The organism is Kitasatospora sp. NPDC051170 (assembly GCF_044455705.1).
Classification (GTDB): Bacteria; Actinomycetota; Actinomycetes; order Streptomycetales; family Streptomycetaceae; genus Kitasatospora.
The window spans coordinates 274555-291692 of record NZ_JBITFA010000002.1 but is presented as its reverse complement, the minus strand read 5'-3'; the positions used below and the strand labels follow the sequence as shown (position 1 = coordinate 291692).

Annotated in this window: 11 protein-coding genes and 1 pseudogene; 6 read left to right on the top strand and 6 right to left on the bottom strand. The window is 71.6% G+C overall.

The window, feature by feature from the left end; genetic code table 11:
* Nucleotides 1-106: 106 nt before the first annotated feature.
* A complete protein-coding gene (locus ACIBCA_RS04900; RefSeq protein ID WP_396281399.1) occupies nt 107-2824 on the bottom strand; it encodes a penicillin acylase family protein in 2718 nt (905 codons plus the stop codon).
* Nucleotides 2825-3111: 287 nt separating this feature from the next.
* On the opposite strand from ACIBCA_RS04900, the gene ACIBCA_RS04895 reads away from it, so the two are divergent.
* The 4 genes from ACIBCA_RS04895 (at nt 3112) to mscL (ending at nt 7655) form a co-directional block, all read left to right on the top strand.
* A complete protein-coding gene (locus ACIBCA_RS04895) occupies nt 3112-4596 on the top strand; it encodes a potassium/proton antiporter (RefSeq protein WP_396281398.1) in 1485 nt (494 codons plus the stop codon).
* A gap of 312 nt (nt 4597-4908) precedes the next feature.
* A complete protein-coding gene (locus tag ACIBCA_RS04890) occupies nt 4909-6273 on the top strand; it encodes an MFS transporter (protein WP_396281397.1) in 1365 nt (454 codons plus the stop codon).
* An 81-nt stretch (nt 6274-6354) separates the two neighbouring features.
* Nucleotides 6355-6663: an FmdB family zinc ribbon protein gene (locus tag ACIBCA_RS04885; protein ID WP_396281396.1), complete on the top strand. Its 309-nt coding sequence runs from the start codon at nt 6355-6357 to the stop codon at nt 6661-6663.
* Nucleotides 6664-7238: 575 nt separating this feature from the next.
* A complete protein-coding gene (mscL, locus tag ACIBCA_RS04880; protein WP_396281395.1) occupies nt 7239-7655 on the top strand; it encodes a large conductance mechanosensitive channel protein MscL in 417 nt (138 codons plus the stop codon).
* Nucleotides 7656-7668: 13 nt separating this feature from the next.
* On the opposite strand, the gene ACIBCA_RS04875 is transcribed toward mscL, so the two are convergent.
* Entirely contained in the window at nt 7669-7890 is a 222-nt protein-coding gene (locus ACIBCA_RS04875; protein ID WP_396281394.1) for a hypothetical protein, read from the bottom strand.
* Nucleotides 7891-8006: 116 nt separating this feature from the next.
* Nucleotides 8007-8978, bottom strand: coding sequence for a sigma-70 family RNA polymerase sigma factor (locus ACIBCA_RS04870; RefSeq protein WP_396281393.1), 972 nt, complete (start codon nt 8976-8978; stop codon nt 8007-8009).
* Between the two features lie 413 nt (nt 8979-9391).
* On the opposite strand from ACIBCA_RS04870, the gene ACIBCA_RS04865 reads away from it, so the two are divergent.
* Nucleotides 9392-10183, top strand: a complete 792-nt coding sequence (locus tag ACIBCA_RS04865; protein ID WP_396281798.1) for a phosphatase PAP2 family protein — start codon at nt 9392-9394, stop codon at nt 10181-10183.
* A 149-nt stretch (nt 10184-10332) separates the two neighbouring features.
* Here the strand turns inward: ACIBCA_RS04865 and ACIBCA_RS04860 are convergent, their stop codons facing one another.
* The 3 genes from ACIBCA_RS04860 to ACIBCA_RS04850 all read right to left on the bottom strand — a co-directional run bounded on the left by ACIBCA_RS04860 (nt 10333) and on the right by ACIBCA_RS04850 (nt 13533).
* A complete protein-coding gene (locus tag ACIBCA_RS04860; protein WP_267884032.1) occupies nt 10333-10884 on the bottom strand; it encodes a TetR/AcrR family transcriptional regulator in 552 nt (183 codons plus the stop codon).
* 92 nt (nt 10885-10976) lie between these two features.
* The gene (locus ACIBCA_RS04855; protein WP_396281392.1) at nt 10977-12554 is read right to left on the bottom strand and encodes an MFS transporter; all 1578 of its coding nucleotides are present in this window, start codon (nt 12552-12554) and stop codon (nt 10977-10979) included.
* 196 nt (nt 12555-12750) lie between these two features.
* Nucleotides 12751-13533 carry a thioesterase II family protein gene (locus ACIBCA_RS04850; RefSeq protein ID WP_396281391.1) on the bottom strand — a complete coding sequence of 261 codons (783 nt, stop codon included), beginning with the start codon at nt 13531-13533 and terminating at the stop codon, nt 12751-12753.
* A 322-nt stretch (nt 13534-13855) separates the two neighbouring features.
* Between ACIBCA_RS04850 and ACIBCA_RS04845 the strand changes: the two are divergent.
* Nucleotides 13856-17128, top strand: a pseudogene (locus tag ACIBCA_RS04845) (type I polyketide synthase); the annotation flags it as partial.
* Nucleotides 17129-17138 lie beyond the last annotated feature (10 nt).

The following is a 17138-nucleotide window of genomic DNA, read 5'->3' as shown; positions in this document are numbered from 1 at the left end:
TGGGGGGGGCGGGGGGGGGGGGGGGGGGGGGGGGGGGGGGGGGGGGGGGGGCGGGGGGGGGGCCCCCGCCCCCGGGGGGGGGACGGGGGCCGCCGCCTCGGTGCTGTCAGCCGTTGGTGAGCACCAGCTTGTGCTTGGTGGCCTTCTCGACCGCGTCCGGGCTGTAGGCCCAGGTGAGCAGCTTGCCCTTGAGCCAGAGGTCGGTCTGGTCGTTGTAGTTGGCGTGGAAGGCGTGGCCGGAGGCGCCGCCGACGTTGATCCAGCGCGAGGAGTCGAGGTCGTTCAGGTCGACGACCATGCGCATCGAGGGGATCCAGTCGACCTGGTACCCGGCCGCCGCGTTCCAGCCCGCCGCGTCGACGGCGGCCGAGCCGCCGGAGAGGCGGTACGGGCCGCGGTTGAGCAGCTTGTGGACGACGCCGGAGGCGATCGAGGAGTCGTCGGTGCCCATGGTCTGCTCGCGCAGCTCCAGCTTGTGCAGCCGGCCCCAGCTCCAGGTGGAGACGTCCTTGCTCAGGCGGGTGGTGAGGTCCTGGCGGGCGTTCTTCATGGCCTCCTTGAGGAGGTTGTCCAGGCCCTTCTGCTCCTTGTGCTCGGAGTCGATGTACGTCCACCAGGTGCTGTCGGGCTTGTCGAGCTGCTGGCGCACGACCTCCGTCCAGCGGTCGCCGCCGTCCGGCTGGGCCTTGCCCGGGTCGCGGGTGCCGCACTCGGTGACGATCTTGGCGGGGCTGTCCGGCTTGGTCGGGTCGTCCTGGCGGCGGGCGAGCAGGCAGTTGTCCTTGGCCCGCAGGTCGGCCGGGAACTTCTGGCCGAAGGCGAGGCTGAGCAGGTTGCGCCAGACGCCGTTGTAGTAGGCGGCGGCGGCCGAGTCGGCGTCCTGGTGGTAGTTCCAGTCCTTGAGCAGGTCCTGGGCCTCGCGCACGTACGGGTCGTCGATCTGCTGCTTGAGCAGCAGCGGGACGAGGGTCTTGGCCATGATGCTGGTGTTGTCCAGCTGGAGGGTCTGCAGGTCGTCCGGCGAGATCTTGCCGTTGTTCTTGAGCAGGCCCTCGATCTGGTCGGTGATCTCCTTGGCCCGGGTGCCGTACTCCCAGTCCTTGGTCAGGAGGGGCTTGTAACCCTGGTCCACGACGGCCTGGTTGGCGGTGACGATGTAGCCGGCGGCCGGATCGAGGCTGTACGGAAGGGCGTTGAAGGGGATCGAGCCCTTCCACTGGTACGAGGAGTCCCAGCCGGGGGCGGGCATGGTGCCGTCGCCCTTGCCGCGGACCGGGATGTCGCCGGGGGCCTGGTAGCCGATGTGCTTGGCGTCGGCGTAGATCAGGTTCTGCGCGGGGACGGCGAAGTCCTTGGCGGCGTTGCGGAACTCGTCCCAGTTCTTGGCCCGGTCGAGCTCGAAGACGGCGTCCATGGTCTTGCCGGGGTTGAGCGCCGTCCACTGGAGGGCGACGCCGTAGCCGGTGGTGCCGCGGTCGGGCGCCGAGGGGCCGTTGGGGGCGTACTTGCCGACGTTCTGCTGCTCGGTGCTCTGGTCGGAGATGAGCGGGGCGCCGGTCTTCGTCGTCCGGACGGTGATGGTGCGGTCGTCCCCGCCGGCGACCTTGATGGTCTCCTTGCGGAGCTCGAACTTCTCGTCCTTGCCGTCGACCTGGTAGGTGTCCGGGCCGGTGACCTTCTCCAGGAAGAGGTCGGTGACGTCGGCGCCGAGGTTGGTGAAGCCCCAGGCGATGTCCTTGTTGTGGCCGATCACCACGCCGGGCATGCCGGCGAAGGTGAAGCCGGAGACGTCGTACTGGCAGGCCGGGGAGGCCGTACGGCAGTGCAGGCCCATCTGGTACCAGACCGAGGGCAGGCCCGGGCCGAGGTGCGGGTCGTTGGCCAGCAGCGGCTTGCCGGTGGTGGTGTGGGAGCCCGCGACGACCCAGGAGTTGGAGCCGATGCCCTGACCGGGGCGGCCGAGCAGCTGCGGCATCGCGTCCACGCGGTCGGTCACGCCCTGGAACAGCGCCTTGGTGGCGGCGGCGCCCTGGGTGGTGGCACCGGCCTGCGGGGCGCCGGACTGCGGGGAGCCGTCCGCCGGGCGGTAGGTGTCGCCGACGACGGTGCCGGTCTTCACGATGGTGCCGTTGCGGGCGTACGGGTACTCCGGGTACAGCTCGGCGATCTTGTCCGGGCCGAAGTCCTGGGCCAGCAGCGAGCGGTCGACCTCCTCCTGGAGGTTGCCGGAGAGGTTCCAGGCCATCGCCTTGAGCCAGGCGACGGAGTCCACCGGGGACCACTGCTCGGGCTTGTAGCCGCTGTTGACGACGCCGAGCAGGGAGTACTCCAGGGACGCCTTCTCGCCGCCGGGGTGCTCGGAGAGCCAGGCGTTGACGCCGTCCGCGTACGCCTGGAGGTTCTTCCTGGTGTCGGCCGACAGCTTGGTGTCGAACTCCTTCTGCGCCACCTGCCGCCAGCCCATGGTGCGGATGAACGCGTCGGTGTCGACCTGGGAGTCGCCGAACATCTCGGAGAGGCGGCCGGCGGTGATGTGCCGGCGCACGTCCATCTCCCAGAAGCGGTCCTGGGCCTGGACGTAGCCCTGGGCCCGGAAGAGGTCCTCGGAGGTGTCGCCGTACAGCTGCGGGATGCCGTTGGCGTCGCGCTTGACGTCGACCGACGCGCTCAGGCCCGCGACCTTCACGCTGCCGTCGACCTCCGGGAAGGAGGCGCGGACCGCGGTGACCCCGCGGTAGCCGCCGTAGCCGACTCCGGCCACCAGCAGCACGACCAGCACGATCACGATCAGACGGGCGCGCCGGAACTTCTTCGAGCGGGGCATCTGGGTCCTTGCGGTCCTGACTTCGGGGCGGGCGGGCGTGTCCAGGGCCTGCGGCCGTGACAGGGCACCACATTAGGCCGAGTCGGCCCGGCTCCGTGAACGGGGGACCAAGCTAAAGATATGGCAAAATGTTAGACTGAGTAACGATCCGCAAGGGGAGCATTGACGACTTCTTAACGGGGCGCCCCGCGGCGACCTCGGCGGATCGCCCGCGGCCCCCTTCGACGGGCCGCACCACAGCACCACCAGACACCCCGTCCGCCCATGCCTGCCCGAGGTGCCCCTGCGTGAACGTCTCCCATCTGAACCAGCTGCTCCTCGAGTCCTCCGTGATCCTGCTGTTCGCGGTGGTCGCCGTGCGGTTCTCCACCCGATCAGGACTGCCCAGTCTGCTGATCTACCTGGGGATCGGAGTCGCGCTGGGCCAGAACGGGATCGGTGTCACCTTCAACAACGCCGAGCTCACCCAGGTGCTCGGCTACGCGGCCCTGGTCGTGATCCTGGCCGAGGGCGGCCTCAAGACGAACTGGCGCGAGGTCAAGCCGGTGATGCCGGCGGCCACCGTGCTCGCCACGCTCGGCGTCGGAGTCAGCGTGTTCGTCACCGCCGCCGGGGCGCACTGGCTGGTCGGCCTGGAGTGGCGGACCTCACTGCTGCTGGGCGCCATAGTCTCCTCGACCGACGCCGCGGCCGTCTTCTCCGTCCTGCGGATGGTCCCGCTGCCGCAGCGGCTCACCGGACTGCTGGAGGCCGAGTCCGGCTTCAACGACGCGCCCGTGGTCATCCTGGTCGTCGCCTTCGCCACCGCCGGGGAGATGGACTCCTGGTACGTCCTGCTCGGCACGATCTTCGCGGAGCTGGCGATCGGCGCCGTCATCGGCCTCGCCGTCGGCAAGCTGGGCGCCTACGCCGTCAAGCACGTCGCCCTGCCCTCCTCCGGCCTGTACCCGATCGCCGTGATGGCGCTCACCGTGCTCGCGTACGCGGCCGGCTCGCTGCTGCACGGCTCCGGCTTCCTCGCCGTCTACATCTGCGCGGTGATCCTCGGGAACGCCAAGCTGCCGCACGGCCCGGCCGTGCGCGGCTTCGCGGACGGGCTGGCCTGGATCGGGCAGATCGGGATGTTCGTGCTGCTCGGGCTGCTGTCCGTGCCCGAGACCATGGGCTCCGCGATACTCCCGGCGCTGGTGATCGGCGCGGTGCTGGTCTTCCTGGCGCGGCCGCTGTCGGTGTTCCTCACGCTCACCCCGTTCAAGGTGCCCGCCCGCGAGCAGGCGCTGCTGAGCTGGGCCGGACTGCGCGGCGCGGTGCCCATCGTGCTGGCCACCATCCCGGTGGTCTCGGGCGCGCACCGGGCGGAGGACGTGTTCAACATCGTCTTCATCCTGGTCGTCGTCTTCACCCTGCTCCAGGGGCCGACCCTGCCGTGGGTGGCCAAGTGGCTGCGGATCGGCGACGGGGCGATGGGCCAGGACCTCGACATCGAGTCCGCGCCGCTGGAGAAGCTGCACGGACACCTTCTCTCCGTCACGCTCTCGCCGGACTCGAAGATGTCCGGGGTGGAGATCAGCGAGCTGCGGCTGCCCAAGGGGGCGGCGGTCACGCTGGTCGTGCGGGAGGGGAGCTCCTTCGTGCCGGACAAGGCGACCATGCTGCGCGGCGGGGACGAGCTGCTGGTGGTCACCACCGACGAGGTCGGCGAGGCGGCGGAGCGGCGGCTGCGGGCCGTGGACAAGGGCGGCAAGCTCGCGGGGTGGCTGAACGGGCGGTGACGCCTTCCACCCGGCCGGACCGGCTCCTGTTCAGCTGTTCTTCGACGGGGGCCGGGTCGGTCGACCTGGCGGGTCTACGCGCGTAAATGTATGCTGGGAGGGATCATCCGTACGACAACCGCTAGACCACACCCAGCATCTGCCTGAAGCAGAGTTGGCGCGACCGCTCGGCGGCCGCGGTCCGGACCCCCGCCCACCAGGCCGGGCCGACCCGGTATCTACCCCGGTCGACGCGCGAGAGGACGACTCTCGGCGCCGTCGGGGCCTTTTCATGCCCTGCCGCGCGCTACCAGGCAGCAGGAAGGACCGACCGTGACGGCCAGCCGAACGGTCGACGACCCCACCGCCGTGCTCACGGCTCCCCCGGCCACCTCGGCCACCTCGGCCACTGCCGTACCCACCGCGCCCGACGCCCCGGCGACCCCGGCCCGCGTCGGGTACGGCGAGCTGCTGCGCACTCCGGGCGCCTGGAGGTTCCTGACCCCCGCGCTCGTCGCCCGGCTCCCCTACGCGATGCTCAGCATGGGCATCCTGCTGCTCGTCACCCAGACCCACGGCTCGTACGGCACCGCCGGTACCGTCACCGCCGTCGCCGCCGTGGCGCAGGCGCTGATCGGGCCGCAGACCGGGCGGCTGGCCGACCGGTACGGCCAGGCCGCGGTGCTGGTGCCGGCCGTCCTGGTGCACGCGGTCTCGGTGGGCCTGCTGATCGCGCTGGCGCTCGGCCACGCCCCGGCCTGGAGCCTGTTCCTGGCCGCCGTCCCGGCGGGCGGCAGCGTGCCGCAGGTCGGCGCGATGGTCCGGGCCCGCTGGGTGGCCACCTTCGGCGCGCAGGGCGCGACCGACGGCGCGGCCGCCAAGGTCTCCACCGCCTTCGCCTTCGAGTCCGTGACGGACGAGTTCACCTTCGTGATCGGCCCGATCCTGGCCTCCGGCATCGCGGCCTTCGCCAACCCGGCCGCCGCGCTGATCGCCGAAGCCTCGCTGACGCTCGTCGGCGGCCTGGCCTTCGCCGCCCAGCGGCGCACCGCCCCCGCCCGGATCCTCCCCGAGCCCGGGGTGCGGCGCGCCTCCGCGCTGGCCTCGCCGGGCGTGCGGCTGCTGGCCGGGGCCTTCCTCGGGGTCGGCACCGTGTTCGGCGGCATGCAGGTCTCGGTCAACGCCTTCGCGGACTCCGTCGGGCAGCACGACGCCGGCGGCACCGTGTACGGGATCTTCGCCGGCGGCTCGATGCTGGCCGGTGTGCTGTACGGCGTGATCGCCTGGCGGCGGCCGGTGGCGCAGCGGATGGTCGTCAGCTACTCGATGCTGGTGCTCGGCGCCTCGGTGCTGTGGGCGATGCCCGACCTGGTCGCGCTGACCGTGGCCGGGCTGGTCTGCGGCCTGGCCATCGCTCCGACGCTGATCAGCGGCTACACCCTGGTCGAGACGCTGGTCCCGGACGGCGCCAAGACGGAGGCCTTCACCTGGCTGACCGGGGCCATCGGACTGGGGCTGGCGATCGGCTCGATGGTGGCCGGCAAGCTGATCGACGGGCACGGGCCCTCGGTCGGGTTCCTGGTGCCGGTGATCGGCGCCGGGCTGGGGCTGGCGGCGCTGGTGTCGATGCGGCACCTGCTGACCCCGGGCGCCGTGCGGCCCCGTCGAATCCTTGTGCAGGGCCCATCTCACACCTGAGTCGCTGGACTGATCCTGCGGAATACCGCATCATTGACCATCGTTAGCACTCATCAGGCGAGAGTGCCAGGAGGAAGACAAGTGCCCACGTACCAGTACCAGTGCACCGAGTGCGGCAACGGCCTGGAGGCGGTGCAGAAGTTCACCGACGAGGCGCTGACCACGTGCCCCGACTGCCAGGGACGGCTCCGCAAGGTCTTCTCCGCGGTGGGCGTCGTGTTCAAGGGCTCCGGTTTCTACCGGACCGACAGCCGCTCGTCCTCGAGCAGCGCGGTGGGGTCCTCGTCGTCGTCTTCGACGTCGTCCACCACTTCCTCGTCCTCGACCTCCAGCCCGTCGACGAGTTCCTCGTCCTCCGCGCCCTCCTCGCCGGCTCCGGCCGCGAGCTGAGGACTTCGGGAACACTTCGAAAGGCCCGTTCACCCCGCTTCGTGCGGGGTGGGCGGGCCTTTTCGCGTATCGGGGGTATCGGGGGTATCGGGGCTGCCGGGGTTATCCGGGTTCTATGCCTTCGGGGCGGCGGATTACCCCGTTCGGGGGGATGAGGTTTCGGGTGGGGGCGGGTTATCCACAGGCGGTGGGAAAGGACTGTCGCCGGGCGGGATTCGCGCACATCGTGTGGGCACCAGCCCGTCGAACCCGTCGAACCCGGAGGTACCCCCGTGACCGCCATGAGCTTCACCGTCCCCCTGCCCGCTCCCGCCGTGCCGCCCCGGCGGGAGGTGCCGAGTTTTCCGCCGATCCGGCGGGGCTGCGGCGGCCGGCACCGCTGGCGAAGCGTCCTGCGGCGGCGGGGCTGCGTGCCCGCGCTGGTGCTGCTCGCGGTGGCTGCGGCGCTCGCCTCCGGGGCGGCGCGGGCCGGTCTGCCGCCGCCCGCGGGCGGGGAGGTGGGCCGAACGGGTTGTCAATCGGCGGCTTCCGAAGATCACCCGTGACGCGGGAACGACTTCGTCGTTCGAGGCGGCATGAAAGGCTTCAAGGAATTCCTGCTGCGTGGAAACGTCGTCGATCTCGCCGTCGCCGTGGTCATCGGCGCCGCATTCACCAACATCGTCAACGCCTTCGTCAAAGGCGTGATCAATCCGATCGTCGGCGTGTTCGGGACGAAGGACCTCGCGTCCTACAGTTCCTGCCTCAAGGGGCCCTGTGAGGTGAGCGCCACCGGGGAGGTCACGCACGGAATCCTCATCCTGTGGGGGTCGGTGCTCAGTGCCGCGCTGTCGTTCCTCATCACCGCGGCCGTCGTCTACTTCATCCTGATCGTTCCCATGAACCGCCTGGCCGCCAAGCGCAAGACCCTCGCCGAGGTGGCGGCCGAGGCCGAGGCCAAGGAGGTCCAACTGCTCACCGAGATCCGGGACGCGCTGGTCGCGCAGCGCTGACCGCCCGTCCTCGTCATTCGCCGTGATGGGGCGGGCGCTGGCTCAGGTACCAGTCCAGCCCCCGCCCGCTGCTCTCCCCCGCACCGGGGCGGCCGCCCCAGCCGGCGTCGGTGTCGTCCCGGGAGGGCTGGTCCAGCGGGTCGCCGAAGATCAGGCGGGCCTTGGCCCGGGCCCTGGCCTGCGCGTCCTGGTCCGTCTCCGGTTCCTGTCCCTGTCCCTGTCCCTGTTCGCTCACTCTGTTCTCCCCGTCTCTCCCCGTCGGTCTGCCTGCTGTCCTTCCAGCCTAAGAGTTCCGCGGCAGGCCGCGGCCCCGGTGCGGAGCGCTCCGTACCGGGGCCGGCGGGAAGGGTGCTAGGCGGCTTCGAAGCCCGCGTGGTCGGCGATCTTCTTGAGTTCGGCCAGGGCGTGCTTCTCGATCTGGCGGATGCGCTCGCGCGTGAGGCCGTGCTGCTTGCCCACCTCGGTGAGGGTGCGCTCGCGGCCGTCCTCCATCCCGTAGCGGGAGCGGATGATCGAGGCGGTGCGGTCGTCCAGCCGGCCGATGAGGCCGTCCAGCTCCTCGCGGCGGAGCATGACCATCACGGCGTCCTCGGGGGAGGTGGCGCCGGTGTCCTCGACGAGGTCGCCGAACTGGGTCTCGCCCTCGTCGTCGACCGACATGTTGAGGCTGACCGGGTCCCGGGCCCAGTCCAGCACGTCCTTGATCCGGGCCTCGGTGGTGTCCAGTTCGGCCGCGATCTCGGCCGGCTCGGCCTCGCGGCCCAGCTCCTTGGACTTCTCGCGCTGCACCCGGCGGATGCGGCCGAGCTCCTCGACCAGGTGGACGGGCAGGCGGATCGTGCGGGACTGGTCGGCGATCGAGCGGGTGATCGCCTGCCGGATCCACCACGTCGCGTAGGTGGAGAACTTGAAGCCCTTGGCGTAGTCGAACTTCTCGACCGCGCGGACCAGGCCGGCGTTGCCCTCCTGGATGAGGTCCAGCAGCGGGAGGCCGCTGCGCGGGTACCGGCGGGCGACCGCCACGACGAGACGGAGGTTGGACCGGATGAAGACGTCCTTGGCGCGCTCGGCGTCCGCGGCTATCGTCTCGAGCTCCTCGCGCGTGACGCCGCTGGGGAGTTCGTCCTGCTCCAGCAGGTGCTGGGCGTACACTCCGGCCTCGATCCGCAGCGAGAGCTCGACCTCCTCGGCGGCATCGAGCAGGGGCGTCCTGGCGATCTCGTCGAGGTACATGCCGACAAGGTCGCGGTCGGCTTCGAGGTTGGTCGGGCGGGCCGCGCGAGTCCGGTCGGCCCTGTCGCGAACGACGGCACGGGTGGCCATGCTTGCTCCCTTTGCTGGTGTTGCCGAGGTCTGCCTGCCTGCCCCGGGAGGACAAGAAGTGTGGGCCCTCGGGCCCTCACACGTAACGATCCAACGAACAGAATCCGGACAACATTCCCAAGTCACTCAGATTCTTCCGCTTCATGGAGTATCCTGCCGGTTTTCACCGCATCCATGGACACTGAGTGACCGGTCGGGCACCTTCTGCGACCGTCGCCCTGGCGGGAGTTCGAACCGTGAGGCGAACGCCGGGCCCCTTTCCGGTGAACCCCCGTGGGGTCGCGTACGTTCCCGCGCGCCCGGGCTTCCGCCCGCTCGCACACCCCGGCGCACGCAGGTCCTCCCCAGAACCGATGCCGAATCGCTATCCCCCGGGCCCCTGTGGGGGTCAGGACACTGGGAAGGTGTCAGACATGCACCTGACCAACAGCTGGACGTCCGTCACCGCGCGTCACCGTCGCCTCCTCCGGGACGCGGCGCTCGCGCTGGGATGTACCGGGCTGTTCGGCCTCCTCGCGGCTCTGGTCACCCGGCACTGGCACCCGCTCGAGCGCTTCGACCAGGTCTGGTCCGGGGAGTTGCACGTCTACGCCCGGGACCACCGGATCTGGACGGCCGCGGTGCAGACGCTCTCCGACATCGGCGGCACGGTGACGATGCGCGTCCTGCTCGCCATCGCGGCGGGCTGGCTCTGGCTGGTCGGCGCCCGGGTGCTGGCCGGCTGGGTGGCCGCGTGTGCACTGGCCGGCTGGGGTGCCCAGTGGGCGCTCAAGGCGGCCGTCGACCGGCCGCGGCCCTCCTTCAACGACCCGGTCTCGCACGCGGACGGCTCCTCCTTCCCGTCCGGGCACGCGATGGCCTCGGCGATCACCTGCGCGGTGCTGGTGGGCCTGCTCTGGTACCGGGTCCAGCGGCGGGGGCGGATCGCCGCGTGCTCCGTGGCCGGCGCGACGGTGCTGACCATCGGCTGGACCAGGATCGCGCTCGGGGTGCACTGGCCCAGCGACGTGGTGGCCGGCTGGCTGGCGGCGGGGATCGTGCTGGGCGCCGTCACCGCGCTCACCGAGCTCTGGCGGCCCCGGGCGCTGGCCCGGGACGTACGGAGGGTCAACTGGCTGACCAGGCCCAGGGTCCAGCGGGTCTTCGTGCCGCCCGTCGGGCAACCACTGGGCGAGGACGAGCGGTTCGACGGGTCGGTGCACTAGGTGCGCTAGGTGCGCTAGGTGCGCCAGGTGGGCGGCCGGGCGGCGCAGTTGCGGCCCTCGTGTTCAGGAGCGCCCGGGAACGCCTGGAGCCCGGCGGGGTCCGCCGGGCTCCGGTGTGTCGTCTTCCGCTTCCCCCGTGACCGGGTGGGTCACCTGGGCGCCAGCCCGTCCAGTACCGCGTCGACCAGTTCCGCCGGGTCCAGCTCCGAGTAGCTCGGATCGGTCGGATCCGCTCCCGAGGACCGGAAGGAGCGGATCAGCACCGGCCCGAGGAGCAGGTCCATCGCGAGGCGCAGGTTCGCGTCCTTGCGGATCGACCCCTCGGCCACTCCCTGCTGGAGGACCTGGAGGACGATGTCCCGCCGGGGGGCGATGGCCTGGTTGACGTACTGGCGGTAGAGCTCCGGATGGAGGTCGGCCACCCCGTACAGACGGGGCACCAGCCGGAGGTACCGCGGGTCGTCGTGCATCTGCTGCATGCCCTTGACGCATTCCAGCAGGGCCTCGCGCAGGTCCGTCGAGGTCGGAAGTCCGGGCATCTCGCCCCGGAGCGAACAGATCGCGGCGACCAGGAGTTCGTCCTTGGTCTTCCATCGCCGGTAGATGGTGGTCTTGGCGACGGCCGCGCGAGTCGCTACGGTCTCCATCGAGAGGACTTCCGAGCCGACCTCGGCGAGCAGGGAGAGCGTGGCGTCGAGGATCGCCCGCTCGGCCTCCTCACTCCGAGGCCGGCCCGCACGGACCTTGGTGGTTCGCTGGGTTGACGCACTCGTGGTTGGGATGGTGGGGCCTCCTATTCGGTGCGAGGGTTCCGACTGGGCATCGCCAGGAAGACCGCCAACGCGCCGAGGAGCGCGAATCCGCCGGCGACGATCGACGTGACGTGCATCGACGAGATGAAGGCGTCCTGGGCCTTGTCGAACAGTCCGTGCAGATTGGCGAGCGCGGACTGGGGAACGCTACCCGACTGTACCTGGGCGACCAGGCGTTCGGCCTCGGATCCGGTCCCGACGATCGACTCGGCCGCGTTGTGCCGCATGGGCTCCGGGAAGGCCGCGTCGACGGCGTCGGTGATCTCGTCGCGGTAGGCCGCCGAGAGGACGGAACCGAGGGCCGCGATGCCGAGCGCACCGGCCATCTGCCGGACGGTGTTGGTGACGGCCGAGCCCGCGCCGGCCTTGGTGACCGGGACGGCGGACATGGCGAGCGAGGTGGCCGGGGCGAACACGTTGCCCATGCCCAGGCCGAAGACCAGGCTGAAGAAGACCATGTACCAGACGGTGGTGTCCTGGTCGACGACCACCCAGGCGATCAGCGAGACGCCCATCATGGCCAGACCGGTGGAGACCGGGCCGCGGTGGCCGAACCTGGCCGTCAGGCCGGAGCTCTTGCCCGCACCGATCATCATGCCGACGGCGACCGGCACCGCGAACAGGCCCGCCTTGAGGGCGTCGTAGCCGCGGGCGGCCTGCCAGTAGTAGGCCATGAAGACCAGCGCGCCCATCAGCGCGAACATCGTCACGGACAGGGCCAGGGTGCCGCTGGAGAAGAGCCGGTTGCGGAACAGGTTGACGTCCAGGGCCGGCGCGGAGCTGCGCGTCTGCATCCAGACGAAGAGCGCGAGGACGGCGATGCCGGCGGCCGTGGGGGCCAGCACGGCGGCCGAGAACCATTCGTTGGTCTCACCGCCCTTGATGATCCCGTAGACCACGCCGATGACGCCCGCAGTGCTGAGGACGACGCCGAGCGGGTCGAGCCGGCTGGGCTTCGGGTCACGCGACTCGGGCACGACCATGAGCACCGCGACGGCGCCGATGATCACGACCGGGATGTTGACCAGGAAGAGCGAGCCCCACCAGAAGCCCTTGAGCAGCGCGCCGCCGGTGACGGGGCCGATGGCGATGGCGATGCCGGAGAAGGAGGACCAGATCGCGATCGCCTTGCCGCGCTCGCTCGGCGGGAAGACGTTCTGGATGATCGAGAGCGTCTGCGGCTGGACCATCGCGGCGCCCAGGCCCATCCCGGCGCGGGCGAGGATCAGCGGCACGGACTCGGAGGACACGGCGGCGACCACCGAGGTGACGCCGAACAGGACCAGACCGATGATCAGCAGCAGCTTGCGGCCGAAGCGGTCGCCGAGGACGCCGAAGGTGAACATCAGGCCGGCGAAGATCAGGATGTAGGAGTCGAGCACCCACTCCATCTCGCTCTGCGTGGCGTTCAGGTCGTGCTGGATGGTCCGGAGACCGACGTTGAGGATCGTGTTGTCGATGAGGATCACCAGCAGGCTGGTGACGAGAACGCCGAGGATCAGCCAGCGGCGCGGATGTCCAGCCTGGGGCTGGACTTCGGGGATCGTGGTCTGCGTCATGGCCCTGGACTGTAGGGGATTTCGATACGCAACGGGAGCGTATCGCTATCAACTTGATTTGTGATCTGTGCCACACTTTTCGGTACTGACACACGAGGGCGTACGGGGGCTGCACGACCGGCCGGTCGGGGCTGTCCGACAGCCCCGACCGGCCACTCGCGAAACGCCCGGATTTCACCGGCCGGGCGCGCCGGATTCACTTGACTCCGGCCAGCTCCCGATTCGCCCCGATGAATTCGGCGATCGCCGGGATGATCGCCAGCGCGTGGTCGTTCAGGAAGAAATGGCCGCCCGAGAAAACCCGCCGGGAGAAATCCCCGGAGGTGTGTTCCGACCAGGCCGCCGCCTCCGAATCCGTGACATGGGGATCGGCATCGCCGGTGAGCACCAGAATGGGTGCCTGAATGGAATCCGCGCCCGGCCGGGAACGGTAGAGTTCCGCAGCCTTGTAGTCGCTGCGGATGTACGGAAGGATCATCGCGAGGATTTCCGGATCGCGCAGCATCTTCGGGTCCGTCCCGCTCAGCCGCTCCAGGTCCCGGATCAGCGCGCGGTCGTCCAGCAGGTGCACCCGCTCCTCGCGGTGGCGCGAGGGCGCCCGCCGTCCGGAGGCGACCACGCCCCGCACCTCGATGCCCGCCCGCTCCAGCCGTACGGCCGCCTCGAAGGCGAGCGAGGCGCCCAGGCTGTGGCCGAAGAACGCGAACGGCCTGTCCGCCCAGGGCTCCAGCTCGCGCACCAGGAGGTCGGCGAGCTCGTGCAGGTCCTCCACGCAGGGCTCGCCCGAGCGGTCCTGGCGGCCCGGGTACTGCACCGCCAGCACGTCCACCGAGGTCGGCATCGCCCGGGCGACCGGCAGGAAGTACCCGGCCGAGCCGCCCGCGTGCGACAGGCAGACCAGCTGGGAGGGCGCCGCCGGAGCCGGCTGGAAACGCCGGATCCACAGATTGCTCCGGTCCCGGGCCGTTGACTCGTACATTCTGAATCCCGTCCTCTCCGACGATTCCGGTCGTTAGCATTCAAGCGGCGGCGGCCCCCGGGCGGCCACCCGCAGAACCCCCCTCATGGCCACCCCGACACCCCTACCCGCAATAGGGGGCTCCCCCTGACCTCAGGCTGCCCCGGCCGGTGCGCAAAGGGCCCGCAGGCGCCGCATTAGGGGGCCGTCGGGGGTTGAGCCGGAATTGCGTGAATGGCTAGGGTCGGCGCGTCCCGCCCGCTGCCCTGCGCGGGAATTCACCGGGCCGTCCGTTCTTCACGACGAGGAGAAAGACGTTCGCATGTCCACGAACGAGGAAAAGCTCCGGGAATACCTGAGGCGGACCACCACGGCCCTGCACCAGGCGCAGCAGCGGCTCACCGAGCTGGCCGAGCGGGAACAGGAGCCGATCGCGATCGTCGGGATGGCCTGCCGCTACCCCGGGGACGTCTCCTCCCCCGAGGACCTGTGGCGCCTGGTCGCCGAGGGCACGGACGCCATCGGCGAGTTCCCCGAGGACCGCGGCTGGCCCGTGGCCGACCTGTACGACCCGGATCCGCGGGCGAGCGGCAGGACCTACTCGACGCTCGGCGGATTCCTGTACGGCGCGGGCGAGTTCGACGCCGGGTTCTTCGGCCTGCCGCCGCGCGAGGCCGTGGCGATCGACCCGCAGCAGCGGCTGCTGCTGGAGACCTCCTGGGAGGCGTTCGAGCGGGCCGGGATCGTGCCCGACACCCTGCGCGGGGAGCGGGTCGGCGTCTTCACCGGCGTCATGTACCAGGACTACGCCTACAGTTGCACCCCCACGCCGGCCGAGGTCGAGGGCCTGATCGGGATCGGCAGCGCCGGCAGCGTCGCCTCCGGCCGCCTCTCCTACACCTTCGGCTTCGAGGGCCCGGCGATCACCGTGGACACCGCCTGCTCCTCCTCCCTCGTCACCCTGCACCTCGCCGCGCAGTCGCTGCGGCGCGGCGAGTGCACCCTGGCCCTCGCCGGCGGGGCCACGGTGATGGCCACCCCGGGCGTCTTCGTCGAGTTCAGCCGCCAGCGCGGCCTCGCCCCGGACGGGCGCTGCAAGGCGTTCGCGCAGTCCGCCGACGGCACCGGCTGGTCGGAGGGCGTCGGGCTGCTGGTGCTGGAGCGCCTCTCCGACGCGCGGGCCAACGGGCACCCCGTCCTCGCCCTGATCCGCGGCTCGGCCGTCAACCAGGACGGCGCCAGCAACGGCATGACCGCCCCCAACGGCCCCTCCCAGGAGCGGGTCATCCGCCAGGCCCTCGCCGAGGCGGGCCTCTCCCCCGCCGAGGTCGACGCCGTCGAGGCGCACGGCACCGGCACGGCGCTCGGCGACCCGATCGAGGCGCAGGCGCTGCTCGCCGTCTACGGGCAGGAGCGCGAGGAACCGCTCTGGCTGGGCTCGCTGAAGTCCAACATCGGCCACGCGCAGGCCGCCGCCGGCGTCGGCGGGGTCATCAAGACCGTGCAGGCCCTGCGGCACGGCGTGCTGCCGAAGACCCTGCACGTGGACGAGCCCACCCGGCACGTGGACTGGACGGCGGGCTCCGTGCGGCTGCTCACCGAGCAGCGGGACTGGCCGGCCGTGGACCGGCCGCGCCGGGCGGCGGTGTCCTCCTTCGGGATCAGCGGCACCAACGCCCACGTGATCCTCGAACAGGCGGAGCAGGCCGAACAGGCCGAACAGCAGGCCGCCGAACCGCCCGGCGCGGCGGCGGGGCCGGTGCCGCTGGCGCTGAGCGCCCGCAGCCCCCGGGCGCTGCGCGGGCAGGCGCAGCGGCTGCACGCCCACCTCAGCGCCCGTCCGGAGGCCGACCCGGGCGCCGTGGCCGCCGCGCTGCTCGTCGGCCGGGCCGGCCTCGAACACCGCGCCGTCGTCCTCGGCGCCGACCGGGAGGCGACCCTGGCCGGGCTCGCCGCGCTGGCCTCCGGGGGCGGCGACCCCTCCGTGGTGCAGGGCCGCGCCGCCGCACCGGGGCCGATCGCCGTCCTGTTCACCGGGCAGGGCGCCCAGCGGGTGGGCATGGGGCGGGAGTTGTGCGCCGCGTTCCCGGTGTTCGCGGCCGCCTTCGAGGAGGTGTGCGCGGCCTTCGACCCGCTGCTGGGGCGCTCGCTGCGCGACCTCTGCTTCGACTCGGACTCGGACTCGGACTCGGACTCGGACTCGGACGATCTGGACCGGACGGAGTACACCCAGCCGGCGCTGTTCGCCGTGGAGGTGGCGCTCTACCGGCTGTTGGAGGACTTCGGCGTCCGCCCCGACTACCTGCTCGGGCACTCCATCGGCGAGCTGGCCGCCGCCCACGTCGCCGGGGTGTTCGACCTGGCGGACGCGGCCGTGCTGGTCACCGCCCGGGCCCGGCTGATGCAGAGCGTGCCCGCCGGCGGCGCCATGGTGGCCGTCCAGGCCGGCGAGGAGGAGGTGCTCGCCGCGCTGCGGCCGTACGGCGACCGGGTCTGCGTCGCCGCCGTCAACGGCCCCGCCGCCGTCGTCCTCTCGGGCGACGAGGACGCCGTCACCGAGGCCGCCGCCGCGCTGGCCGCCGCCGGACGCCGCACCAAGCGCCTCCAGGTCAGCCACGCCTTCCACTCCTCCCACATGGATCCGGTGCTCGCCGAGTTCGCGGCCGTCGCCGAGGGCATCACCTACCGGGAGCCCGCCGTCCCCGTGGTCTCCGACGTCACCGGCGCGCTCGCCGAGCCCGGGCGGCTCACCGACCCCAAGTACTGGGTGCGCCAGATCCGCGAGGCCGTCCGCTTCGCCGACGGCGTCGCCGCGCTGCGGGCCCAGGGCGTCGGCGTCTTCGTCGAGGTCGGGCCGGACGCGATCCTGACCGCGATGGCCCGCGAGAGCCTCGCCGCCCACACCGCCGACGCCACCGTGCTCCCCGCGCTGCGCCGCGACCGGCCCGAGGCCACCGCCCTGCTCGGCGCGCTCGCCGGGCTGTACGTCGGCGGCCACCGCGTCGACCTGGCCCGGGCCGTCACCGCCGCCCCGGCCGCACCGGGCGAGCTGCCGACGTACGCCTTCCAGCGCAAGCGCTACTGGCTGGAGGGCACCGGGCAGGCGCCCGCGGCCGCCGCCCGGGCCGGCACCGTCGAGGGCCGGTTCTGGCAGGCCGTCGACACCGGGGACAGCGCCGAGCTGCTCGCCCTGCTCGGCGGCGCCACCGAGCACCAGGAGCCCCTGGACCGGCTGCTGCCGCTGCTCACCGCCTGGTGGCGCGGGCAGCGGCCCGCCGGCGCCGAGGACGCGGAGGAGGAGCAGGAGAGCGCGCCCACCCTCCTCGACCGGCTGCGCGGACTGGACGAGGCCGCCCTCGTCGAGGAGCTGTGCCGCTTCGTGCGCGACGAATGCGCCGGCGCCCTCGGTCACAGCTCCGGCGCCGAGATCGAGCCCGACGCCGACTTCCTCGACCTGGGCTTCACCTCGCTGTCCGCCGTCGACTTCGGAAACCGGCTGCGCGACGAGACCGCTCTGGAGCTGTCCCTCAGCGCCGTCTACGAGTACCCGACTCCCCTGGCTCTGGCCGAGTTCCTGGCCGCCGAGCTGCTGACCACCGCTCCCGAACTCTCCTGAAAGTGGATGG